At 61.3% G+C, this 21,690-nt stretch carries 23 protein-coding genes and 1 tRNA gene; 11 read left to right on the forward strand and 13 right to left on the reverse strand.

Annotated features, from left to right (window positions below; genetic code table 11):
* Nucleotides 1-161: 161 nt before the first annotated feature.
* The 4 genes from VL202_RS03700 (at nucleotide 162) to VL202_RS03715 (ending at nucleotide 3,555) form a co-directional block, all read left to right on the forward strand.
* Entirely contained in the window at nucleotides 162-503 is a 342-nt protein-coding gene (locus VL202_RS03700; RefSeq protein ID WP_325462883.1) for a hypothetical protein, read from the forward strand.
* Nucleotides 504-576: 73 nt separating this feature from the next.
* Nucleotides 577-1,986, forward strand: a complete 1,410-nt coding sequence (leuC, locus tag VL202_RS03705) for a 3-isopropylmalate dehydratase large subunit (protein ID WP_325462819.1) — start codon at nucleotides 577-579, stop codon at nucleotides 1,984-1,986.
* A 139-nt stretch (nucleotides 1,987-2,125) separates the two neighbouring features.
* Nucleotides 2,126-2,938, forward strand: coding sequence for a class I SAM-dependent methyltransferase (locus tag VL202_RS03710; protein WP_325462820.1), 813 nt, complete (start codon nucleotides 2,126-2,128; stop codon nucleotides 2,936-2,938).
* Between the two features lie 83 nt (nucleotides 2,939-3,021).
* On the forward strand, nucleotides 3,022-3,555 hold the full coding sequence (locus tag VL202_RS03715; RefSeq protein ID WP_414692798.1) for a SixA phosphatase family protein: 534 nt from the start codon (nucleotides 3,022-3,024) through the stop codon (nucleotides 3,553-3,555).
* A gap of 119 nt (nucleotides 3,556-3,674) precedes the next feature.
* On the opposite strand, the gene VL202_RS03720 is transcribed toward VL202_RS03715, so the two are convergent.
* Nucleotides 3,675-4,226, reverse strand: a complete 552-nt coding sequence (locus VL202_RS03720) for a L,D-transpeptidase family protein (protein ID WP_325462821.1) — start codon at nucleotides 4,224-4,226, stop codon at nucleotides 3,675-3,677.
* Nucleotides 4,227-4,372: 146 nt separating this feature from the next.
* Between VL202_RS03720 and VL202_RS03725 the strand changes: the two genes are divergently transcribed.
* From VL202_RS03725 to VL202_RS03740, 4 genes are all read left to right on the forward strand, one after another.
* Complete coding sequence (locus tag VL202_RS03725) at nucleotides 4,373-5,056, forward strand: response regulator transcription factor (RefSeq protein WP_112406340.1); 684 nt, start codon at nucleotides 4,373-4,375, stop codon at nucleotides 5,054-5,056.
* Nucleotides 5,057-5,087: 31 nt separating this feature from the next.
* On the forward strand, nucleotides 5,088-5,543 hold the full coding sequence (locus VL202_RS03730; protein ID WP_325462822.1) for a cyclic nucleotide-binding domain-containing protein: 456 nt from the start codon (nucleotides 5,088-5,090) through the stop codon (nucleotides 5,541-5,543).
* A 126-nt stretch (nucleotides 5,544-5,669) separates the two neighbouring features.
* Entirely contained in the window at nucleotides 5,670-6,686 is a 1,017-nt protein-coding gene (locus VL202_RS03735) for an LLM class flavin-dependent oxidoreductase (protein ID WP_325462823.1), read from the forward strand.
* Nucleotides 6,687-6,792: 106 nt separating this feature from the next.
* Complete coding sequence (locus tag VL202_RS03740; RefSeq protein WP_325462824.1) at nucleotides 6,793-7,956, forward strand: ATP-binding protein; 1,164 nt, start codon at nucleotides 6,793-6,795, stop codon at nucleotides 7,954-7,956.
* A gap of 27 nt (nucleotides 7,957-7,983) precedes the next feature.
* Here VL202_RS03740 and VL202_RS03745 read toward each other — a convergent pair whose 3' ends face one another.
* Nucleotides 7,984-8,790, reverse strand: coding sequence for an exodeoxyribonuclease III (locus VL202_RS03745; protein WP_325462825.1), 807 nt, complete (start codon nucleotides 8,788-8,790; stop codon nucleotides 7,984-7,986).
* A 165-nt stretch (nucleotides 8,791-8,955) separates the two neighbouring features.
* Between VL202_RS03745 and VL202_RS03750 the strand changes: the two genes are divergently transcribed.
* The gene (locus tag VL202_RS03750) at nucleotides 8,956-9,462 is read left to right on the forward strand and encodes a GNAT family N-acetyltransferase (RefSeq protein WP_325462826.1); all 507 of its coding nucleotides are present in this window, start codon (nucleotides 8,956-8,958) and stop codon (nucleotides 9,460-9,462) included.
* A 15-nt stretch (nucleotides 9,463-9,477) separates the two neighbouring features.
* On the opposite strand, the gene VL202_RS03755 is transcribed toward VL202_RS03750, so the two are convergent.
* The 5 genes from VL202_RS03755 to tesB all read right to left on the reverse strand — a co-directional run bounded on the left by VL202_RS03755 (nucleotide 9,478) and on the right by tesB (nucleotide 16,098).
* Nucleotides 9,478-10,146, reverse strand: a complete 669-nt coding sequence (locus VL202_RS03755; protein WP_325462827.1) for an outer membrane lipoprotein carrier protein LolA — start codon at nucleotides 10,144-10,146, stop codon at nucleotides 9,478-9,480.
* A 146-nt stretch (nucleotides 10,147-10,292) separates the two neighbouring features.
* Nucleotides 10,293-12,959, reverse strand: a complete 2,667-nt coding sequence (locus VL202_RS03760) for a DNA translocase FtsK (RefSeq protein ID WP_325462828.1) — start codon at nucleotides 12,957-12,959, stop codon at nucleotides 10,293-10,295.
* Between the two features lie 272 nt (nucleotides 12,960-13,231).
* Nucleotides 13,232-14,596: an ammonium transporter gene (locus tag VL202_RS03765; protein WP_325462829.1), complete on the reverse strand. Its 1,365-nt coding sequence runs from the start codon at nucleotides 14,594-14,596 to the stop codon at nucleotides 13,232-13,234.
* A gap of 29 nt (nucleotides 14,597-14,625) precedes the next feature.
* The gene (locus VL202_RS03770; RefSeq protein ID WP_325462879.1) at nucleotides 14,626-14,976 is read right to left on the reverse strand and encodes a P-II family nitrogen regulator; all 351 of its coding nucleotides are present in this window, start codon (nucleotides 14,974-14,976) and stop codon (nucleotides 14,626-14,628) included.
* Nucleotides 14,977-15,201: 225 nt separating this feature from the next.
* Nucleotides 15,202-16,098, reverse strand: a complete 897-nt coding sequence (tesB, locus tag VL202_RS03775; protein ID WP_325462830.1) for an acyl-CoA thioesterase II — start codon at nucleotides 16,096-16,098, stop codon at nucleotides 15,202-15,204.
* A gap of 129 nt (nucleotides 16,099-16,227) precedes the next feature.
* Between tesB and VL202_RS03780 the strand changes: the two genes are divergently transcribed.
* Nucleotides 16,228-17,442, forward strand: coding sequence for a ubiquinone biosynthesis hydroxylase (locus VL202_RS03780; protein WP_325462831.1), 1,215 nt, complete (start codon nucleotides 16,228-16,230; stop codon nucleotides 17,440-17,442).
* Between the two features lie 212 nt (nucleotides 17,443-17,654).
* On the opposite strand, the gene VL202_RS03785 is transcribed toward VL202_RS03780, so the two are convergent.
* The 4 genes from VL202_RS03785 to VL202_RS03800 all read right to left on the reverse strand — a co-directional run bounded on the left by VL202_RS03785 (nucleotide 17,655) and on the right by VL202_RS03800 (nucleotide 20,203).
* Complete coding sequence (locus VL202_RS03785) at nucleotides 17,655-17,843, reverse strand: Trm112 family protein (protein ID WP_325462832.1); 189 nt, start codon at nucleotides 17,841-17,843, stop codon at nucleotides 17,655-17,657.
* A 10-nt stretch (nucleotides 17,844-17,853) separates the two neighbouring features.
* Nucleotides 17,854-18,534, reverse strand: a complete 681-nt coding sequence (locus VL202_RS03790) for an LON peptidase substrate-binding domain-containing protein (RefSeq protein WP_325462833.1) — start codon at nucleotides 18,532-18,534, stop codon at nucleotides 17,854-17,856.
* 115 nt (nucleotides 18,535-18,649) lie between these two features.
* Nucleotides 18,650-19,636, reverse strand: coding sequence for a thioredoxin (trxA, locus tag VL202_RS03795; RefSeq protein ID WP_325462834.1), 987 nt, complete (start codon nucleotides 19,634-19,636; stop codon nucleotides 18,650-18,652).
* A 57-nt stretch (nucleotides 19,637-19,693) separates the two neighbouring features.
* A complete protein-coding gene (locus VL202_RS03800) occupies nucleotides 19,694-20,203 on the reverse strand; it encodes a prolyl-tRNA synthetase associated domain-containing protein (RefSeq protein WP_325462835.1) in 510 nt (169 codons plus the stop codon).
* 251 nt (nucleotides 20,204-20,454) lie between these two features.
* On the opposite strand from VL202_RS03800, the gene VL202_RS03805 reads away from it, so the two are divergent.
* A tRNA-Gly gene (locus VL202_RS03805) sits at nucleotides 20,455-20,529 on the forward strand.
* A gap of 51 nt (nucleotides 20,530-20,580) precedes the next feature.
* On the opposite strand, the gene VL202_RS03810 is transcribed toward VL202_RS03805, so the two are convergent.
* Nucleotides 20,581-20,853: a terminase TerL endonuclease subunit gene (locus VL202_RS03810; RefSeq protein WP_325462836.1), complete on the reverse strand. Its 273-nt coding sequence runs from the start codon at nucleotides 20,851-20,853 to the stop codon at nucleotides 20,581-20,583.
* 51 nt (nucleotides 20,854-20,904) lie between these two features.
* The gene (locus VL202_RS03815; protein ID WP_325462837.1) at nucleotides 20,905-21,678 is read right to left on the reverse strand and encodes an SDR family oxidoreductase; all 774 of its coding nucleotides are present in this window, start codon (nucleotides 21,676-21,678) and stop codon (nucleotides 20,905-20,907) included.
* Nucleotides 21,679-21,690: the final 12 nt, after the last annotated feature.

A 21,690-nucleotide genomic window follows, 5' to 3' on the forward strand; every position in this document is an offset into this window, starting at 1 on the left:
AAAAAAATGAGTTTCCAAATACATTGACCGGAGCGGTAACTCCACCCCCCTCTTTACTGCTTAGCCAGGGAATTGGAACCGGACTGTGGCTTGCCAGCCAGTCCGGTTTTTCCTTAGTGTCAGCGTGATCCTAAATGGCAGATACCACATAGATCACCTTCGTGCTCGAGAGCGAGGCACTCGCCAATGCCGATGAAGCCCATTTCATCGGCGCGTCGGCTGGCACCACGCATTCTGCTTCCGCTACCCGAGGGATTTATTTCTATCAGAAACATAGAATATGTCAGCCTGCGTTGCTGGCCATGGTTGCGATGTTCGCGTTCAGTGCGATGAATATTGATGGTCTTTCACAAAACTGCTATATCCGCGCTCATGGAATCCAAATTCGGATGTCACGAGCAGAAAATCGTCGTGCTGCAGGACCACAAGCGTCTGCCGGCACGGTTTTTTGCGTGCGTTTCCGGCGCCCTCGGCAGCCGACTTATCTGATCGCCGGGGCCTGACCCCGGCTGGTTGCCGGCGCCTTTTTGCCGGATATTCTCCTGATTTTCTTTCTCTTCAAATGGATGCACAGCCATGAGCGCACCGCGGACTCTCTACGATAAGATCTGGGACGACCATCTGGTCGATCAACAGGATGACGGAACCTGTCTTCTCTATATCGATCGCCATCTCGTTCACGAAGTGACGAGCCCCCAGGCGTTCGAAGGCCTGCGTTTGACGAACCGTCAGGTGCGCGCTCCGCAAAAGACGCTCGCTGTCGTCGACCACAATGTGCCGACCTCGCCGGATCGCCATCTCGGCATCAAGAACGAGGAAAGCCGCATCCAGGTCGAGGCGCTTGCCCAGAATGCCGCTGATTTCGGCGTCGAATATTATTCGGCGAGCGACATCCGCCAGGGTATTGTCCACATCGTCGGGCCGGAGCAGGGCTTTACCTTGCCGGGCATGACCATCGTCTGCGGCGACAGCCACACCTCGACGCACGGCGCGTTCGGGGCCTTGGCGCACGGCATCGGCACGTCCGAGGTCGAGCACGTGCTCGCCACCCAGACGCTGATCCAGAAGAAGGCCAAGAACATGCTGGTGCGTGTCGACGGCAAGCTGCCGCCGCATGTCACCGCCAAGGACATCATCCTGGCGATCATCGGCGAGATCGGCACCGCCGGCGGCACCGGCAGCGTCATCGAATTTGCCGGCGAAGCCATCCGCGACCTGTCGATGGAAGGCCGCATGACCGTCTGCAACATGACGATCGAAGGCGGCGCCCGCGCCGGCCTGATCGCCCCGGACGAAAAGACCTTCGAATATATCAAGGGCAAGCCGCGCGCGCCGAAGGGCGAAGACCTCGAAAAGGCGATCGCCTACTGGAAAACGCTGCAGACCGACGAAGGCGCGCATTACGACCGCGTCGTCGTCCTGAATGCCGCCGACCTGCCGCCGATCGTTTCCTGGGGTTCCTCGCCGGAAGACGTCATCTCCGTCCAGGGCATCGTTCCCAACCCGGATGAAATCCAGGATGAGAACAAGCGTACCTCCAAATGGCGCGCGCTTGACTATATGGGCCTGAAGCCGGGCACGAAGATCACCGATATCAATATCGACCGCGTCTTCATCGGTTCCTGCACCAATGGCCGCATCGAGGATCTGCGCGAAGTTGCCAAGGTCGTCGAAGGCAGGACCGTCGCTTCGACCGTCTCGGCGATGATCGTGCCGGGCTCCGGCCTCGTCAAGGAACAGGCGGAAGCCGAAGGCCTCGACAAGATCTTCAAGGCGGCCGGCTTCGACTGGCGCGAACCGGGCTGCTCGATGTGCCTGGCGATGAACGACGACCGCCTGAAGCCGGGCGAACGCGGCGCCTCGACCTCCAACCGCAACTTCGAAGGCCGCCAGGGCTTCAAGGGCCGCACCCATCTGGTGTCGCCCGCCATGGCAGCGGCTGCCGCCGTCTCTGGCCACTTCGTCGATATCCGCGATTGGAAGTAAGCTTCGGCGGGGACTTCGTGGTTTAGACCCCGGCGCCCTTGTGGCATGATCTCAGATTCAGCGAAGGCGGAAGCAATGCTTCCGCCTTTTCGTTTGGGCGCGTATACTCTGCTGCGGCCTCGCGGTTTGGAGTTTCATCATGACCGGTGCAGACAAAGTTTTTGCCGGAAGCATGCCGGCGATCTACGAGAAGCTTTTCGTGCCGATGATCTTCGAGCCTTACGCGCGGGAGATGGCGGAGCGAATTGCGATGTCTGCGCCGCGTGACGTGCTTGAGATTGCTGCTGGCACGGGCGCGTTGACACGCGCCATGGCGTCGCGGCTTGGCACCGGCACACGGATCGTCGCCACGGATCTCAACCAGCCGATGCTCGACCTGGCGATAGCCAATCAGGGCGTCGATGACCCGGTCACATGGAAGCAGGCCGACGGCCTGGCGTTACCGTTCGACAACCAGTCCTTCGACGTTGTGGTGTGCCAGTTCGGAGTGATGTTCTTCCCCGACAGGATCGCCGGCTACCGCGAAGCCCGGCGCGTGCTCAGACCTGAAGGGCGCTATCTCTTCAGTGTTTGGGATGCCATCGAGAACAACGCGTTTGTTAGGACTGTCGCGCAAACGCTGGCGGATGTGTTTCCGAACGATACGCCGCGCTTCATGGAGCGGACTCCGCACGGGTACCACGACCTTTCGGCGATCGCGGCGGATGTACGGGCCGGAGGATTTTCTTCGGTGCAAGCAGAGACGATTGACTGCGTCGGCCGTGCCAGATCGGCGCTCGATGCGGCGATGGCCTATTGTCAGGGCAATCCGCTGGCGGGCGAAATCGAGGCGCGTGCTCCCGGAAAACTGCAGGATGTGACTGAAACTGTCGCCGGAGCGCTGAGGCGGCAGTTCGGTGACGGAGCCATTGAAGGCTCCATCCGCGCTCATATCGTTACGGCACTGCCCTGAGCAACCGTTGGAAGATCCTCGTAATCCGGTGCGGCCAACGATACAGACTCCAGATGCTGTCGCACCTATGGCAAGAGGATCGAATGGCCATGATGACATCCAGCACCGCCCTCCGCCTGCTTCTCCTTCGCCACGCGAAGTCCGCCCGTCCCGAAGGCGTTGCAGACAAGGACCGGCCACTGGCGGAGCGTGGCCACAAGGACGCGCTGTTCATGGGCGCCTTGATGGCGCGCGAGGGGCTTATTCCTGATCTGGCCCTTGTTTCTCCGGCGCGGCGCACGCGCGAGACCTGGGCGCTGGTGCAAGGGGTCTTTTCTGCGGATATCCGCGAGCGCTACGTCGCGTCTCTCTACGACAGCACGCCCGACAGGCTGTTAAACGCGATCCGCGAGGCCGGGCCCGAAGTGAAGACAATCGTTCTCGTCGGCCACAATCCGGAGATGGAGGAGACGGCGGCACTGCTCTGCAACACGGGAGAGGCAGATGCCATGGCACGGCTCAGTGGTAAATTCCCGACCGCTGGGCTCGCCGTCATCGATTTCACGGTCACGCGCTGGGCGGATATTTCGCCGAAAAACGGCTACCTAGAACGTTTCGTCACGCCCAAGTCGGCCTGAAGCGCGTCGCGCTCTTTCAGGTCCGCTTCCCGCGCTTTAGGTCTTTGATTCGGCGCATGTCTTTTGCGCAAAGCCGCTGCACGTTTTGCGCGACATGCTTTAATGCCTCCCGCCCAACCCTATCGCGTCACCCTCACCACCGTTCCCCGTCGCATGAACCGCAACAGCCGTTTCATTGCCGGCAGGCTGACCGCGACACAGCCCTCGGTCGGCTTGTAGCCGGACTTGGCGATGTGGAAGAAGATGGCCGAACCGCCGTTGCGTTTACGGCTCCTCAGGTTCCAGTCCATCACCAGGCAGATGTCGTAGAGCCCGTCGTCGCGGCGCATCTTTTCGTGGCTTGGCGTGAATGGTGCATTGACGGGGCGATTGTAGAGGGCGTGGCGGGGGTCGTCGCACCAGAGCAGGTTTTTCGGGATGAAGCGCAGTGGCAGGGCGGTTTGCGGGCGGGTGACGCGGTCGGCACGGATATAACCGCCGATCAGGCGCATTGGTGCGATCGGGGTTGCGCCGTCGCCTTCGCGCTTGCGCGATGTGATGCCTGAGCGACCGATCGCGGCTTCCTCGGTGCGACCGGCAAAGGTGACCAGGGCGCCGGTTCTGTTTCCGGGTTTGGGCCGGACGGTGATGGTGCGGGCCGGTTTTGCGGCCTTTCTCGGTTTTGCGCGCATTTTACTCACAGTTTTTTGCGTTGCCCGTGATCTGAAAGCTCACCATAGCACTGCACAATATGTAACAAACGGGTGAACTGCCGTTTTGCTTGCGAAGTGCTGCGATCGAGCGTGTTTCAAACCGGACGCAAGGAGGAATTTCACCCATGTCGGCCCGCACCATTCTTCTCGTCGATGACGATACGGACCTGCGCGAAACGCTGGTGGAGCAGCTTTCGCTCTATGAGGAATTCACCATCCTGCAGGAGCCGACGGCCACCAAGGGCATCCAGACGGCCCGCACCCAGCAGATCGCACTTCTGGTGATGGATGTCGGCCTGCCGGACATGGATGGACGCGAGGCGGTCAAGCTCCTGCGCAAGGGCGGCTTCAAGCCGCCGATCATCATGCTGACCGGCCATGACACCGACAGCGACACGATCCTGGGCCTGGAAGCGGGCGCCAACGATTACGTCACCAAGCCCTTCCGCTTCGCCGTGCTGCTTGCCCGCATCCGGGCGCAGCTTCGCCAGCACGAGCAGAGCGAGGACGCGACCTTCACCGTCGGTCCCTATACGTTCAAGCCGGGGCAGAAACTGCTGACGCTGGAAAACGGCCAGAAGATCCGGCTGACCGAGAAAGAAGCGGCGATCATCCGGTACCTCTACCGCGCCGACCAGAAGGTCGTTACCCGCGATGTGCTGCTGGAAGAGGTCTGGGGCTATAATTCCGGCGTCACCACCCATACGCTCGAAACCCATGTCTACCGACTGCGCCAGAAAATCGAGCGCGACCCTTCCAATGCGGAGATTTTGGTGACAGAGAATGGTGGCTACAAGATCGTGCCCTGACCGGCCCGCTTGCTAAATCCAGGATAGTCGCTTGGCGCTGAACGACGATATTGCTCTTCTGTCCCTCGTGCCGCTTTTTGCGGGCATCGATGACGACAAGTTGCGGCTGATCGCCTTCGGGGCGGAGCGGCGGCGGCTCAACCGGGGCCAGCAGCTGTTTCGCGAGGGGGCGCCTGCCGATTGCGCCTATGCTGTCGCGAATGGTTCCTTCACGCTCACCCGCGGTCAGGTCGACGGCAGCACCGAGGTCATTGATACCGTCGGACGCGGCACGCTCTTGTCCGAACTGGCGATGATCTCCTTCGTCGAGCGCAAGTTCACCGCGACGGCCGAGGAAGACAGCGAAGTGATCCGCATCAACCGGCCGCTGTTTCGCCGCATGCTGGAAGAATATCCGGAAGTGGCCGTCGTCGTCGAAACCCGGATCAAGACCAATCTGCAGATGATGATCAGCAATATGCAGAAGCTGGCGCGGAAGTTCCGGTAAAACGTTTCCTGAGAGGGACGCTGTGTTTCGCACATCAGAGCGATGCAGGGCATGCTTTGCTCTTTCCCGCCTCCCGCCGCGTCCCCATCTATCGGGCAACACATTGCCACCAGCAGGTAGAACATCATGAAGAAAATCGGCTTCCTTTCCTTCGGGCATTGGACCCCTTCCTCGCAATCGCAGACACGCTCGGCGCAGGACACGCTGCTGCAGTCGATCGATCTCGCCGTTGCGGCGGAAGAACTCGGCGCAGACGGCGCCTATTTCCGCGTCCATCACTTTGCCCGCCAGCTCGCTTCGCCCTTTCCCCTGCTGGCGGCGATCGGCGCCCGGACGAAAAAGATCGAGATCGGCACCGGCGTTATCGACATGCGCTATGAAAATCCGTTCTACATGGCCGAGGATGCAGGCAGTGCCGACTTGATATCCAACGGCCGGCTGCAGCTTGGCATCAGCCGCGGTTCGCCGGAACAGGTGATCGACGGCTGGCGTCATTTCGGCTTCAACCCGCAGGAAGGCGAGACGGATGCCGACATGGGCCGCCAGCATGCCGAAGTCTTCCTGCAGCTCTTGAAGGGCGAAGGCTTCGCGCAACCGAACCCGCGTCCGATGTTTCCCAATCCGCCGGGCCTGCTGCGCCTCGAGCCCCATTCGGAAGGCCTGCGCGAGCGTATCTGGTGGGGCTCTGCCTCGAATGCGACCGCCACCTGGGCGGCCAAGCAGGGCATGAACCTGCAGAGCTCGACGCTCAAGCAGGATGAGACGGGCGAACCGTTCCATGTGCAGCAGGCAGCGCAGATCAGGCTCTATCGCGAAGCCTGGACAGAGGCGGGGCATAGCCGGGCGCCGCGCGTCTCCGTCTCTCGCTCGATTTTCGCGCTGGTGGATGACCGCGACCGCGCCTATTTCGGCCGGGGTCAGAACGGCGACCAGATCGGCATCATCGACAACATGCGCGCCGTGTTCGGCCGCTCCTATGCGGCGGAGCCGGACAGGTTGATCGAACAGCTCAAGGCGGACGAGGCAATCGCGGAAGCCGATACGTTGCTGCTGACAGTGCCGAACCAGCTGGGCGTGGAATACAACGCCCATGTCATCGAAGCGATCCTGAAGCATGTCGCGCCCGCGCTTGGCTGGCGGTGAGGACCGCTTTATTCACCGCTCCTTCTAGATAACTCTAGTGAGGTCTATTGTTTTTCGCTAGACTTCACTAGAAACAGCTAGACATCACAGGTATCGGGGGAAATGCATGGACCCGTATCGCAACCCATTCGCACCGGGAGCAGGTAGTCGTCCCCCGGAACTCGCGGGCAGAGATAATATTCTGGATGCGGCCAGGGTCGCCTGTGGAAGGGCCGTGAAAGGAAGAAGTGCCCGCTCGTTTATGCTGCTGGGTTTGCGCGGTACAGGCAAGACTGTGTTACTCAACGAGATCGGTCGAATTGCCGAGCAGGAAGGCTTACTCGTTTCCAAAGTAGAGTCTCCGGAAGGCGAGAGCCTCGCTCGCCTTCTCTATCCGGAAATGCGAAAGGTCATCAGATCGTTGTCTGGCGCGGAAGCTGCCAAACAATTGGCAAGCCGCGGCCTGAAAGGATTACGGAGCTTCGCCTCAATATTCAAGATCGAGGTGGCTGGCATAGAGGTAGGAGTGGAGCCTGAACCTGGGCTGGCTGACACGGGGGACCTTCAGTATGATCTACCAGATCTCTTCAGTTTAATTGGCGCTGCTGCTCAAGCGGCAGGACGCGGCTGGATACTTCTGATCGACGAAGTTCAATACCTGTCCGAGGCGGATCTATCCGCATTGATAGTAGCAATGCACAAGATATCGCAGGATGGCTTGCCTGTTCTTCTCGTCGGCGCAGGTCTTCCGCAAATTGCGCGCTTGGCGGGAGAGGCGAAATCCTATGCGGAACGGCTGTTTCAATACCCTGCCGTTGGACCACTTGACCCCTCATCTGCCGCGCAGGCCATAGAGAAGCCGTTTGTTGAAGAGGGTTCAAGCATTACGGCGGATGCACTGCAAACCATTGTCGAACGCACCAAAGGCTATCCCTTCTTTCTTCAGGAATGGGGTTCTGTCGTGTGGAATGATGCGCAAGGACCGGAAGTCACCCTTTCCGATGCGAACCAATCTTACGCGGAGACGCTCGCTTTGCTTGATGAAGGCTTTTTCAGAGTGAGGATCGATCGCTTGACGAGGGCCGAGATCCAGTTTGTAAAAGCCATGGCTGAACTTGGAGATGGACCCTATGCAATGGCGGACATCGCCCAATCGATGGGCCGCACACAGAATTCTTTAGGACCGACACGGGCAAATATCATTTCAAAGGGGATGATTTATAGCAGTGATCATGGTTACTTGGACTTCAGCGTGCCGCTTTTTGCCGAGTTCATGCGGCGCCAAGGTTGAGAGTGTACCAACTTCCTGCCCATCATATTACAGATCGAAATGCGCAATCACCGGCACGTGGTCCGAAGGCCGCTCCCAGCCCCTTGCTTCCTTCAGGATATCGACTCGGGTGAGCTGCGACGACAGGTCGGCTGAGGACCAGATGTGATCGAGGCGGCGGCCCTTGTTGGCCGCCTGCCAATCCTGCGACCGGTAGCTCCACCACGTGTAGAGCTTTTCCGGCGATGGCGTGTGCTGGCGCATCAGATCGACCCAGGCGCCGCTGTTAAGCACCGCCGTCAGGCCTTCGGTCTCGATCGGCGTATGGCTGACGATCTTCAGGAGCTGCTTGTGCGACCAGACATCGTGCTCCAGCGGCGCGATGTTGAGATCGCCGACCAGCACCGATGAGACACCGGCCTCGCTTTCGGCATGCAGCAGCTTCATCTCCTCGATGAAATCGAGCTTGTGGCCGAATTTCTGGTTGATCGTCCGGTCCGGCTCGTCGCCGCCGGCCGGCACATAGAAATTGTGAAGGCGGATTTTTTTGCCCGATTTCTCGAAAACCACGGACAGATGGCGGGCGTCACCGACGCCGCAATAATCGCGCCGGTCCGTCAGTTCGTGCAGGGGCAGGCGCGAAATGGTGGCGACGCCGTGATAGCCCTTCTGGCCATGGATGGCGATATGCTCGTATCCGAGCGCCTTCAGCGGAGAGAACGGGAAGAGGTCGTTCACCACCTTGGTTTCCTGCAGGCAGAGAATGTCCGGCGACCAGGTTTTCAGCAGATGTTCGACAAGCGGCATGCGCAGGCGCACCGAATTGATGTTCCAGGTCGCGATCGACAAGGCCATGCGCGTGATTCTTTCCTTGGGTAGGCTCTGATGAAACGGAGACGATCCGCGCGTTCGTCATAGGAGCTTTTCAAGGGCTTGGCCATTGGATTTGTTGCCGATATTGACAGCCGCGCGCGGCAACCCCACCTTGCGCCGCGTATATCAAGGCTGGAGATTGGCCGCATGATTCGACATCTCGGGCCACAGGATGTGAGCATTTTCCGTACGATCCGGATGGAGGCCCTGCGCCGGGAGCCCGCCGCCTTTGCCAGCAGCGCTGCGGATTGGGAGCTTTTGCCGCATGACGAGTGGATGCGACGGCTCATCACCAATTATGTCTTCGTCAGTTTCGAGGCGGATGAGCCGGTCGCCATCATGGGCATGATGCGGCAGGGCGCCAGCAAGATGGCGCATCGCGCTACGCTCATCATGGTCTATGTGCGAAGGGATCAACGCGGCCGCGGCCATGCGAAGGCGCTGCTCGACGCGCTGGTCGGTCATGCCCGCGAAAGCGGTATCGCCCAGCTGGAACTGGCCCTGAGCGCCGAAAATCCGGCGGCTTTCCGGTTCTACCAGCGCGAGGGATTTACGGAGGTCGGACGAATCCCGGCTGGCATGCGCCACGAAGGGCGGGAGATCGACGAGATTCTGATGGCGCGCCGCATCGACGGCGAAACGATATCCGTATGAAGGAAAGCCCCGCGCTTACTTGCCGCGATTGTTGATGTCGTCATAGGGGATCCGGAAGACCTTGTCGTCCATCGGGATGCCGTTCTTGACGTTGAAGATCATCACCGACGTGTCTTTCTTCTGCGCGTCGGTGATCGTCCACTGACGCAGGTCGTAGGTCTTCGGATCGAACATCAGCGTAATCGTCGAATCGCCGAAGACGCTGCTGTCGCCGAGCACGATGGTGATCAGGTCGGCCTCTTCCTTGACGTCGCGTACCGTCTTGCCGGACAGATCGATATTGTCGGAGAGCAGCAGCTTCAGCGGTGTCTTCGACAGCGGATAGATGTCCCAGGTCTTCATTTTCTGGTTGCCAATGACGACCGACTTGCCGTCGGCGATCACCCGCATCGGCGAGGGGGCGTCATAGTTGAAGCGGATCTTGCCGGGGCGGCTGATGAAGAACTTGCCGCCGGTCTGTTCGCCGCGCGGGCCGAACTGCACGAACTCGCCGCTCATCGTCTTCACCGAAGCGAAATGATCGGCGATCTTCTGGGCGACGGCCGTCTGGGCCTGGACGGGTTTCAGTGGTAGCCCGATGACGGCAAGCGCTGTCAGAACCGCGAGGCCACCGACAAAGGAGCGGCGCGACAGGGGCGCAAGCATGCTGTCCTGCCCAAGGTGGCCGTTTACGGTGTCTGTCATCGCGATCTCCTTCATTTCCAAGTGTGATGTGGAGCGCAAGTGCGGCGCCTTCAAGGCGTGACTTGCGCACTTCTTTGCGATTGTCCGCGTGATTCCGCATCGGCCACAGGGCCGCGTGTGCCTCCGATGGGGACCGCTGCCAGTGGTCAGTGGTCGTTTTCGGTGGGGACGAGGATTTCCCGCTTGCCGGCATGGTTGGCGGCACTGATGATGCCTTCCTGCTCCATGCGCTCGATCAGCGATGCCGCCCGGTTGTAGCCGATGCCAAGCCGGCGCTGGACATAGGAGGTGGATGCCTTGCCGTCGCGCAGAACGATGGCCACGGCCTGGTCGTAGGGATCGTCGGATTCGGAGAGGTTGGACGTGCCGGCCGGGCCGCCGCCTTCGCCATCCTCATCATCTTCCTCGGTGATCGCGTCGAGATATTGCGGCGAGCCTTGAGTTTTCAGGTATTTGACGACGTCCTCGACCTCGGTATCCGAAACAAACGGGCCGTGGACGCGCTGGATGCGGCCGCCACCGGCCATGTAGAGCATGTCGCCCATGCCGAGCAGCTGTTCGGCGCCCTGTTCACCAAGGATGGTGCGGCTGTCGATCTTGGAGGTGACCTGGAAGGAGATGCGGGTCGGGAAGTTGGCCTTGATCGTGCCGGTGATGACATCGACGGACGGGCGCTGGGTTGCCATGATCACATGGATGCCGGCGGCACGGGCCATCTGCGCCAGACGCTGGACGGCACCTTCGATGTCCTTGCCGGCGACCATCATCAGGTCGGCCATTTCGTCGATGATGACGACGATATAGGGGATCGGCGCCAGATCGAATTCTTCGGTCTCGTAAGTCGCTTCGCCGGTCTGGCGATCGAAGCCCGTCTGCACGGTGCGGCTCATCACCTCGCCCTTGGCCAGCGCCTGCTCGACGCGGCTGTTGAAGCCGTCGATATTGCGCACACCGATCTTCGACATCTTCTTGTAGCGCTCTTCCATCTCGCGCACGGTCCATTTGAGCGCGACGACGGCTTTCTTCGGATCGGTGACGACGGGCGTCAGCAGATGCGGGATACCGTCATAGACGGAGAGTTCCAGCATCTTCGGATCGATCATGATCAGGCGGCATTGTTCCGGCTTCAGCCGGTAGAGGATAGACAGGATCATCGTGTTGATGGCGACGGATTTGCCCGAGCCGGTGGTGCCGGCGACCAGCAGGTGCGGCATCTTGGCGATATCAACGATGACGGGCTCGCCGCCGATGGTCTTGCCAAGCGCCATGGCGAGACGGGTCTTGCTGGTCTCGAAATCCCTGGAGCCGATCAGTTCGCGCAGATAGACGGTTTCGCGGCGCTGGTTCGGCAGTTCGATGCCGATGGCGTTGCGGCCGGGAACGACTGCGACGCGGGCGGCGATCGCCGACATCGAGCGGGCAATGTCGTCGGCAAGGCCGATGACGCGCGAGGACTTGATGCCGGGTGCGGGCTCCAGTTCATAAAGGGTGACGACGGGGCCTGGACGGACATGGATGATCTCGCCCTTGACGCCGAAATCCTCCAGCACGCCTTCCAGCATGCGGGCGTTCTGTTCCAGCGCATCGGCCGACAGCGTTGCGTCACGGGTGACGTTCTTCGGTTCGGCGAGGAAATGCAGCGGCGGCAGGGTGAAATCGTCGTCGTCGGTAACCAGCGATGCCTGCGCCTCGCGGTCGATGCGCTGGCCGCTCTTCGGACGCGGGGCTGCGGGAACGACGCGTGCGGTGGCGGCAGGTTGCGCCGGGGGCTGCTTGCGCGGTGCCGAGATCGGTGCCCAACGGGAAGGGCCGTCGATATTGTCATCCTCGTCGTCGGACATGATGCCGGCGGGCAGGCGGCCGGTATCGTGCAGGCCGTCGTCATCCTCGTCGGCGGAGATCGGCGGCGCGGCGACGACACGGCGCTCGCTGCGATCCAGCGACGGCTCGACCCGCTCGGAGCGCACCATGGCCTTCGGGCGAACGGGCTCGTTCAGCGTGCCGAATTCGTCGGTATTGAAGTCATAGGGCTCGTCGTAATGGCGTTCCGCCTGCTTGCGACGGCCGCTGAGGCCGAACAGGCGGCGCATGCGGGCATGGGCCGTGAAGCGCATGTGGGTGATGGCGCCCGCCAGAACCATGAACAGGCCTTCCGATTCGTCGTCCTCCGATTCGTCGCTGACGGTGCGCGCCTTGCTCGGTGCCGGCGCTGGGACCGGGATTTCCTCGTCGTCATCCGGCACGCCAATCAGGCCGGCGCTGTAGATCAGGAAATAGGCCGATGGCAGTGCGAAGAGCGTGGCAAGCACCATGCCGAAGGTTCCGGCCGGATAGGCGCCGGTGAAGAGCGCGGGAAAGCGCAGGATCATGTCGCCGAACACGCCGCCAAGGCCATTGGGCAGCGGCCAGGTGACGGGAGCCGGCAGGCAGCTGAGTGCCGCCGAGGCAAGCACGGAACCGCCGAACCAGGCGGCGGCACGTTTGTGAATGCGGCCGAACGGCTTGCTGGTGATCAATACGAGGGCCCAGGCGACGACGGGCAGCAGCGCCACGACGCTGGCAATGCCGAAGAACTGCATGAAGATATCGGCGAAGGCCGCGCCGGTATATCCGAGAATGTTGGTCGGCGCGTTGTTGGTCGCGTAGGAGAAGCTCGGGTCGTTGACGTTCCAGGTCGACAGGGCCGCGACGGCGAAACCCAGGGCGACGAAGAGCGCAAATCCGGCCAGCGCGGCGATCTGTTTCCAGACGAATGTGGAAAGCACAAACCGGTTGGAACGGTTGTCATATACCGCCTGATTGCTTCTGCTCATGGTGACCTGCTGCCTGTTATTCTTCAAATCGCAATGCGCGCATGCTTCGACCGTAAGCTCGGGAGGGTTAAAGCCGTATTAACCTTGATGCTTCGTTTACAGGAAACATGGCCGTGAGGGCGGTCACTCCCTAGAAATCGGGAGGCCCGGTAGACAGGAGGAAGGCCAAAACGAAAAAGGCCCGATGCGAACACCGGGCCAAATGCGGTCTTGCGGGAAGCAAAACCGCGACGGGAAGAGATGCGGAGCCGTTTGCCGGCTCCGCAAATTGCTCAGGAATGGTAAGCGGCTTCGCCGTGCGAAGAGAGGTCGAGACCTTCGCGCTCGGCTTCGACGGATACGCGCAGGCCGACGATCAGGTCGACGATCTTGTAGAGGATCGCCGAGCCGATGCCGCACCATGCGATGGTGACGAGAACGGCGTAGACCTGGGTCATGAACTGGCCGCCCATGGTAACGCCTTCGGCATAACCGATGCCGCCGAGCGAGGACGAGGCGAAGATGCCGGTTGCCAGGGCGCCGAACAGGCCACCCACGCCGTGGACGCCGAAGACGTCAGCCGTATCGTCGTAGCCGAACTTGTTCTTCACGACGGAGACGAAGAAGTAGCAGAGCGGCGAGACCAGCAGGCCCATGACGATCGCGCCCATCGGACCGACGATACCGGCGGCAGGCGTGATGGCGACGAGACCGGCGATCATGCCGGAGGCGGCGCCGAGCATGGAAGCCTTGCCGCGGGTGAAGGTTTCAACCAGCGACCAGGAAACGATGGCGGCAGCCGTTGCGATGAAGGTGTTGACGGTTGCCAGCATTGCGCCGCCCGACGCTTCGAGGTTGGAGCCGGCGTTGAAGCCGAACCAGCCGACCCAGAGCATGGCCGCACCGACCAGCGTCAGGGTCATGGAGTGCGGAGCCATCATGTCCTTGCCGAAGCCGGTGCGCTTGCCGACCATGATCGCGCCGATCAGACCCGCCACGCCGGCGTTGATGTGCACGACGGTGCCGCCGGCAAAGTCGAGTGCGCCCCAGCCGAAAAGCAGGCCGTTTGCATCCCAGACCATATGGGCGATCGGGAAGTAGACGAAAGTGGCCCACAGGATGCAGAACAGGACGGCGGCCGAGAATTTGATGCGCTCGGCGAACGCGCCGACGATCAGGGCCGGAGTGATGGCCGCGAACGTCATCTGGAACATGATGAAGATATATTCCGGAATGACCGCGTCGGAGAATGTCGCAGCCGTGCTGTCAGGGGTGACGCCTGCTAGGAAAAGCTTGGCCGTGCCGCCGAAGAAGGCGGACGTCGAGCCACCGAAGGCGAAGGAATAGCCGTAGACGACCCAGACGAGCATGACGGCTGCACCGGCGACGGTGCACTGCATCAGCACCGACAGCATGTTCTTGGCGCGGACAAGGCCGCCGTAGAACAGGCCGAGACCTGGAACCAGCATGAACAGGACCAGGATGGTGCAGAGGAACATGAAGGCGGTGTCGCCCTTGTTCGGGACCGGGGCCACGGCGGCGGCGGCTTCGGTCGCGGCTGGTGCCGCTTCCTGCGCGAACGCGATGGCTGGGGCAAGGAAAGCTGCGGCAGCAGCGCTCGCGCGTCCGAGAGATGTGGAAAGTTTAAATGAGGACATTGTCAAATAGCTCCCTGAACGGCCGTGACTTACAGCGCTTCTGTGTCGGTTTCGCCGGTACGAATGCGAACGGCATGGTCAATCGAATAGACGAAGATCTTGCCGTCACCGATCTGGCCGGTCTTGGCCGACGCGGCGATCGCTTCCACGGTCTTGTCGACGAGCTCGGAAGAAACGGCGATTTCGATTTTCAGCTTCGGCAGGAAGCTGACGGCGTATTCGGTGCCGCGGTAGATTTCGGTATGACCCTTCTGGCGCCCGTAGCCTTTCACTTCGGTCACGGTCAGGCCTTGGATGCCAACGGCGGTGAGGGCTTCGCGAACCTCATCGAGCTTGAACGGCTTGATAATGGCCATCACAATTTTCATCTGGTTTCCCATCCTTGTGTTCATCTGCGGCGCGGGGCCGTCTCTCCTTGCCGCTCAGCACAATTCGCCAACGACCACGCATTGCTATTCAAGGCGCGTGCCAGTTTGGGGCGGGGACGGTAAGCCTATGAAAAGACACGGAAACGCCACATTCCCCAGAGGCTCGGAATGGGAATGTCAAAAAATCGTCAATTTAAGCGATGAAAAAATAAGCAAAAATAAAAAAGTGGCGTTTTTTTATTCAGGTGCCTTTTTCCGAATCAAACCTTCCTGCGCAACGGAGGCGATCAGCACGCCGGAGCGATCGAAAAGGCTGCCACGGGTCATGCCGCGGGCGCCGAAGGCGCTGGGACTGTCCTGGGTGTAGAGCACCCAGTCGTCCAGTTTGCACGGGCGATGAAACCACATGGAATGGTCGAGGCTCGCCACCTGCAGATCGCGGTCGAACACCGAAGTGCCATGCGCATAGAGTGCTGTGTCGAGAAGCGTCATGTCGGAGATATAGGCGAGCACCGCCGCCTGGATATGGCGCTCGTCGGGAACCGAGCCGACGGCCTTCACCCAGACATCCTGCAGCGGTGCGAGCTTGTCGCGCGAGAAATAGTGTTTCAGCGAAACGGGCCGAATCTCGATCGGCCGGGGGCGTTCCCAGTAACGGCGGATGGCTTCCGGCGCATTGACCAGGAATTTCTCCTTGATGTCCTGCTCGCCCATCAGCGTTTCCGGCGGGGAGACCGTGGGCATGGCGATCTGGTGCTCGAAGCCCTCTTCGTCGAACTGGAACGAGGCCGACATGGAAAAGATCGCCTTGCCGTGCTGGATGGCGACGACGCGGCGGGTGGCGAAACTCGACCCATCGCGGATGCGGTCGACGTCGTAGATGATCGGCACGGTGGGGTCGCCCGGGCGCATGAAATAGGCGTGCAGCGAATGCACATAGCGGCCTTCGCTCACCGTGCGCTGTGCAGCCACCAGCGCCTGGCCGATCACCTGTCCGCCGAACACCCGCTGCCATCCCACCTGCGGGGAAAGACCGCGAAACAGGTTTTCCTCCAGCTTCTCCAGATCCAGCGTCTGCAACAGCACATCCATGGGGGCGGGCATCGGGGCGGGGGTCTCATCGGGGCGCGACATTTCGGCAATCTCCAGCGGTCGGACGTTCCAGAGGTAGGAACGGGCGCATCCTTGATCTATATAGCAGGCAGGCAATGCTCAAGGCCAATCGGGTGCCGGGCAATCAGGTCGGCAAAGGGAGAACGAGAGATGATCGATGTGCTGATTGCTGGCGGCGGTTATGTCGGATTGTCGCTGGCCGTAGCCGTCAAGAAGGCGGCGCCGCATCTCAACGTGACGCTGATCGATGGCGCTCCGGACAATGCCTGGAAGAAGGACGAGCGCGCCTCGGCGATCATCGCCGCCGCCTCGCAGATGCTCGACGTGCTCGGGCTCTGGGGCGAGATCGAGCCGGAGGCTGAGCCGATCAAGCGCATGGTCATTACCGATTCGAACACCGCCGACCCGGTCCGGCCGGTCTTCCTTACCTTCGAGGACGAGGCGGTCGAGGGTCGCCCTTTTGCCCATATGGTGCCGAATGTCGCGCTCGTCGGCGCCTTGCGCAGGGCGGCCGGCGAACTTGGCATCGAGATCCGGCAATCGGCCGTCGCACAGGATTTCAAGAGCGGTGATCATGCGGTCTCCCTGACGCTGTCGAGCGGCGACGTGCTGGATGCAAGGCTGCTGGTCGCCTGTGACGGCGTGCGCTCGAAACTGCGCGATGCCGCCGGTATCAAGACCGTCGATTTCGACTATGGCCAGTCGGGTATCGTCACGACGGTCGAACACGAGCGCCCGCACGAGGGCACGGCGGAGGAACATTTCCTGCCGGCCGGGCCTTTCGCGACACTGCCGCTCCGCAACAATCGCTCCTCGCTGGTCTGGACGGAGCGAACCCGCGACGCGGACCGCCTGGTCGCCAGCGATGACCTTGTGTTCGAGGAAGAACTGGAACGCCGGTTCGGCCACAAGCTGGGCGCCCTGAAGGTCGTCGGCGGCCGTCGCGCCTTCCCGCTTGGCCTGACGCTGGCGCGCGATTTCATCGCCCCGCGCTTCGCCCTTGCCGGCGACGCCGCCCATGGCATTCACCCGATCTCCGGACAAGGCCTCAACCTCGGCTTCAAGGATGTCGCGGCGCTGGCCGAAACCATCGTCGATGCCGACCGTCTCGGTCTCGACATCGGCTCGCTTGCGGTGCTCGAGCGCTACCAGAGCTGGCGGCGCTTTGACACGTTTCGCATGGGCGTGACGACGGACGTGTTGAACCGGCTGTTTTCCAACGACATCACCCCCATCCGGGCCTTGCGCGATTTCGGCCTCGGCATCGTCGACCGCCTGCCCTCGGCAAAGTCGTTTTTCATCCGCCAGGCTTCGGGGCTTGGCGGGCAGAGCGAGCCGAAGTTGTTGAGTGGTTTGCCGATTTGATCGTCAGGCATTTCGGTCGGAAATATCTGAATGCGCGGAAGTTTACCCCCTTCTGTCGGCGACGCCGACATCTCCCCCACAAGGGGGAGATCACCGCTGTCTTCGGATCGATTGGGGAAAAGAACAATCTCCCTCCCTGTGGGGGAGATGTCACCGAAGGTGACAGGGGGTAAGCGCCGCCAAACTCGGTCGTAAGATGATCGACCGGTCCCTCAATCCTCGATCTTGCGGGCCTCGGAGATCAGCATGATCGGGATGCCGTCGCGGATCGGGTAGGCGAGGCGGGCTTTTTCGGAGATCAATTCGTTGTCGCTCGCGTGGTAGCTCAGCCGGCCCTTGGTCAGCGGGCAGACGAGCAGTTCGAGCAGTTTCGGGTCAACGCGGCTGGTTCTATCTTCCATGGGCAGGACGTTACTGCAGCATGGTTTCGATGTCGCCGAAATTTCGCGCCAGAACGATCTCGGTAATGGCAATCAGCGTTTCGGCGCGGGTCTTCAGATCCGGCGCCTCCAGCAGCGCCTGCTTTTCCGCCGGGCCATAGGGCGACATCATCGCCATGGAATTGACCAGCGTGACGTTGCTCGCCCGCTCGACGCTTTCCCAGTCGGCTTCCAGCTTGTTGGCGTCGAGATAGGCTTTGAAGGCGGCGAGCAGCGCCTCGCGATCGACCTGCGCCTCGTCGTCCGGGCCGCTCAAGTCGGCGACAAAGGGGACGATGCGGAAGGAGCGGTAGCCCTTCACCTGCGGCATTTCCTCGAACAGCCGGAACCGGCAGATGCCGGTCAGCGAAATGATGTAGCGACCATCCTCCATTTCGGCGAAGGACGTGATCCGGCCGACGCAGCCGACCTGGCAGAGTGCCTGCACATGCGCCTGGCCCGCCTCGTCGCGGATTTCGCCGAAGGACGGCTGGATCATGCCGATCAGGCGGTTTTTCGTCAGGGCGTCATCGACCATGGCCAGATAGCGCGGCTCGAAGATATTCAGCGGCAGCTGCGAGCCGGGAAGCAGAAGCACGCCCGTCAGCGGAAAGACCGGAAGCGTTTCCGGCAAGTCCTGAGACTTCAGATATCGTGCATTTCCAACTTGCATGTCTTGCAACACCCCATTGCTCTCAGGCGTTTCCCGGCGATTTCGGCCCAATCTGTCGCCTATCGACAAAAGATGGAGCGCACGCCTGAAAACTCAAGAGAGGGCGTGCGTGGCGTCAGGAGAACAGGATGGACGACAGCTTGCGCCGCGCCGAAAGCGTCGCCGGATCCATCGGTCCCCAGATGTCGAAGAACTGCAGAAGCTCGCGGCGGGCACCGTCGTCCTGGAATGTCCGGTCACGCTTCATCACCCGCAGAAGATGGTCGGCGGCGGTCTCCCGGTCGCCCTCGACATTGCGGATCTTGGCGAGCTTGATGCGCGATTCGTGATCGTCCGGATTGGCGGCAAGCACCTGTTCCAGTGCGTTGGGATCGCCGAGCTTGCGGGCTTCCTCGATCTGGTCGAGCTTTTTGAGCACTGCGATAATCCCGGCATCCTTGGCGAGCGCCTCGGGCAGGTCCGTCAGCATTTCGCGCGCCTGCTCCAGGTCGCCGGCGGTGATCAGGCAATTTGCGAGCCCGGCGAGCGCGACGGCGTTTTCCGGTTCGGCCTGCAGCACGGCGCCGAACAGGCCTGCCGCGTTCTGCAGGTCGCCCTGCTCGAGCAGGCTCTTGGCCTCAGTCAGCGCCGCTTCGATCTCGGCGGCCTGATCGTCAACGGCAGGGCCGGCGACCTTGTCGATGAAATCGCGGATCTGGCTTTCCGGCACGGCGCCCATGAAGCCGTCGGCCGGCCGGCCGCCGACAAAGGCGATGACGGCGGGGATCGACTGGATGCCGAGCTGGCCCGCGATCGACGGGTGGTCATCGATGTTCATCTTGACCAGCCGCACGCGCCCCTGGGCTTCCGTCACGACCTTTTCGATGACAGGCGTCAATTGCTTGCAGGGGCCGCACCAGGGTGCCCAGAAGTCGACCAGCACCGGCTGGTGGCGGGAGGCCTCGATCACGTCGCGAGCGAAGTTGGCGGTTGTCGTTTCCTTGATCAGGTCTGCAACGGGCGTGGTTGCCGTCGGTGTTGCCGCCGGCGCGCCGCCATAGCTTGCCGTTGCCGTCATCTGGCTGCCGTAGGAGCCTGAATAGGGATTGTCGTTGCCGCTCATCGTGTCTCCTCGCGGACATCGGCGTCCGTCTGACTTTCTTGCGTCAAAGATCGTATGTCAGGACGTCACTTTCAAGACAAGCGGTTCATGTCCCGTCGCCTCGATAAAGCGCAGAAGGTCCTTCGACGCGATCGATGTGGTGGCGTCATTCGACAACGGATGGCAGTTGACGATCTCGTCCTGCATCAGGTCCTGGTCGATGATGATCTTCACATTCTGCCCGGCGTCGTTGATCACGCCGAAGGCGGTGACGGCGCCGGGGATGACGCCCAGATATTCCATCAGCTTTTCCGGACGGCCGAACGACACCTTGCTGGCGGCGCCGATGATCGTGTGCACGGTCTTCAGGTCCACGGTCGCATGTTCCTCGACGGTCAGGAGGAAATAATTGTCCTTCCTGTCCTTCACGAACAGATTCTTGGTGTGCCCGCCCGGGATTTCGTCGCGCAGCGCCACCGATTCGGCCACGGTGAAAACTGGCTCGTGCTGCTTGGTCTGGTGGGTGATACCGAGGCTGTCCAGAAACTGGAACAATTCGTCTTGCGTCTTCGGCTGTGCGGTGCTCATGGCCTGTTCCTTGGCGAGTAGAAGTGCCGTCTGCTTTACGGCCAAGCCCAGACAAGCGCAATCGTGTCGATTGCAAAGGCGGTAAAACGCCTTGTTTTCAGGGTCTTGCGACATTTTCGAAAAATTTCTCGGATCCGGCGTCATTTCCCTGTTGCATTTGGAAAATGGCTGGGCCATATAGCGCCCGTCGCCGCAAACAACAACGCAGCGACGCCACGGTCCACCGACTACCCCCGGACCGGGGTTGATGAGCGGGTGTAGCTCAGGGGTAGAGCACAACCTTGCCAAGGTTGGGGTCGGGCGTTCGAATCGCCTCACCCGCTCCATTTTTTCTAAGAAATTCAGGCGGTTATTAGTGGTATCGTTTCACGGTATTGCTATCGGTGTTTCGGCGGAACCACGGCGGAACCGTTAGACGCACAGGAAGCCGGCAGGTCGCAACCGCTGGTAAGGTGACGGCCCATCGCCATGACCAGCGCCACCGGGCCCTCGATCTTGTTTTCCGGCCGTTCTTTCCGGGGATAGACATTATCCTTCGCGTCGGGCTTGGCGACCAGGTTCGATAGCATCCACGTCATAGCCGGGTCGCCGTCATGGGCAATCTTGCGCGACCGGATCAGCCCTTCGACTTCCTTCAGCGGCTCCGACATGCTAATCTATTGTATATGCTTGTGCTATTTTTGGACGGGCCGGATTTCCGGTCAGCCGCGCCCGACATAGGGCATTTGGGTGGCCATCACGGTCATGGTCAGAACATTGGCATTCAGCGGCAGGCCGGCCATGTAGACCACGGCGTCGGCAACCAGATTGGCCGGAATGGTCGGCTCGCTGGCGATCTCGCCATTGGCCTGCAGCACGCCGCCGCTCATCCGCGAGGTCATCTCGGTCGAGGCATTGCCGATGTCGATCTGGCCGCAGGCGATGTCGAACGGGCGGCCATCGAGTGCGGTCGATTTCGTCAGGCCGGCAACTGCATGTTTGGTCGCCGTATAGGGCGCCGAAAGCGGTCGCGGCGTCGAGGCGGAGATCGAACCATTGTTGATGATACGGCCGCCACGCGGCGTCTGCGCCTTCATCAGTTTCATCGCCTGCTGGGTGCAGAGGAAGGCGCCCGTCAGGTTGGCCGCGACGATGGCGTTCCACTGTTCGAAGGTGATGTCTTCCATCGGCACGGCCGGCAGGCCCATGCCGGCATTGTTGACGAGCAGGTCGAGACGGCCGAAATCATGGGCGACGGTCTTGAACAGGGTGGCGACGGATTGCGGATCGCCGACATCGGCGGCAAAGGCGCGGATCGTCCCGCTTGTCGAAGCCGACATTTCATGCGCGGCCGCCTGGAGAACGTCGAAGCGGCGCCCGGAGATCACCACGGTATAGCCGTTGCCGAGAAGGGCCTGGGCAATGGCCCGGCCAACGCCGGTGCCGCCGCCGGTCACAAGTGCGATCTTGCCGCGGTTCTTTGTCGTGTCGGTCATCGTCGCTTTCCT

It is taken from the genome of Pararhizobium sp. (assembly GCF_035497515.1).
GTDB lineage: Bacteria > Pseudomonadota > Alphaproteobacteria > Rhizobiales > Rhizobiaceae > Pararhizobium.

Coding starts and splice junctions, on each gene's coding strand:
- VL202_RS03715 (WP_414692798.1), top strand. CDS start 3,022: ATGGCCATGATGACATCCAGCACCGCCCTCCGCCTGCTTCTCCTTCGC.
- tesB (WP_325462830.1), bottom strand. CDS start 16,098: ATGTCGCGCCCCGATGAGACCCCCGCCCCGATGCCCGCCCCCATGGAT.
- VL202_RS03815 (WP_325462837.1), bottom strand. CDS start 21,678: ATGACCGACACGACAAAGAACCGCGGCAAGATCGCACTTGTGACCGGC.
- VL202_RS03710 (WP_325462820.1), top strand. CDS start 2,126: ATGACCGGTGCAGACAAAGTTTTTGCCGGAAGCATGCCGGCGATCTAC.
- VL202_RS03770 (WP_325462879.1), bottom strand. CDS start 14,976: ATGGGAAACCAGATGAAAATTGTGATGGCCATTATCAAGCCGTTCAAG.
- VL202_RS03755 (WP_325462827.1), bottom strand. CDS start 10,146: ATGACAGACACCGTAAACGGCCACCTTGGGCAGGACAGCATGCTTGCG.
- leuC (WP_325462819.1), top strand. CDS start 577: ATGAGCGCACCGCGGACTCTCTACGATAAGATCTGGGACGACCATCTG.
- VL202_RS03765 (WP_325462829.1), bottom strand. CDS start 14,596: ATGTCCTCATTTAAACTTTCCACATCTCTCGGACGCGCGAGCGCTGCT.
- VL202_RS03800 (WP_325462835.1), bottom strand. CDS start 20,203: ATGAGCACCGCACAGCCGAAGACGCAAGACGAATTGTTCCAGTTTCTG.
- VL202_RS03790 (WP_325462833.1), bottom strand. CDS start 18,534: ATGCAAGTTGGAAATGCACGATATCTGAAGTCTCAGGACTTGCCGGAA.
- VL202_RS03785 (WP_325462832.1), bottom strand. CDS start 17,843: ATGGAAGATAGAACCAGCCGCGTTGACCCGAAACTGCTCGAACTGCTC.
- VL202_RS03745 (WP_325462825.1), bottom strand. CDS start 8,790: ATGGCCTTGTCGATCGCGACCTGGAACATCAATTCGGTGCGCCTGCGC.
- VL202_RS03750 (WP_325462826.1), top strand. CDS start 8,956: ATGATTCGACATCTCGGGCCACAGGATGTGAGCATTTTCCGTACGATC.
- VL202_RS03760 (WP_325462828.1), bottom strand. CDS start 12,959: ATGAGCAGAAGCAATCAGGCGGTATATGACAACCGTTCCAACCGGTTT.
- VL202_RS03720 (WP_325462821.1), bottom strand. CDS start 4,226: ATGCGCGCAAAACCGAGAAAGGCCGCAAAACCGGCCCGCACCATCACC.
- VL202_RS03810 (WP_325462836.1), bottom strand. CDS start 20,853: ATGTCGGAGCCGCTGAAGGAAGTCGAAGGGCTGATCCGGTCGCGCAAG.
- VL202_RS03740 (WP_325462824.1), top strand. CDS start 6,793: ATGGACCCGTATCGCAACCCATTCGCACCGGGAGCAGGTAGTCGTCCC.
- VL202_RS03780 (WP_325462831.1), top strand. CDS start 16,228: ATGATCGATGTGCTGATTGCTGGCGGCGGTTATGTCGGATTGTCGCTG.
- trxA (WP_325462834.1), bottom strand. CDS start 19,636: ATGAGCGGCAACGACAATCCCTATTCAGGCTCCTACGGCAGCCAGATG.
- VL202_RS03735 (WP_325462823.1), top strand. CDS start 5,670: ATGAAGAAAATCGGCTTCCTTTCCTTCGGGCATTGGACCCCTTCCTCG.
- VL202_RS03725 (WP_112406340.1), top strand. CDS start 4,373: ATGTCGGCCCGCACCATTCTTCTCGTCGATGACGATACGGACCTGCGC.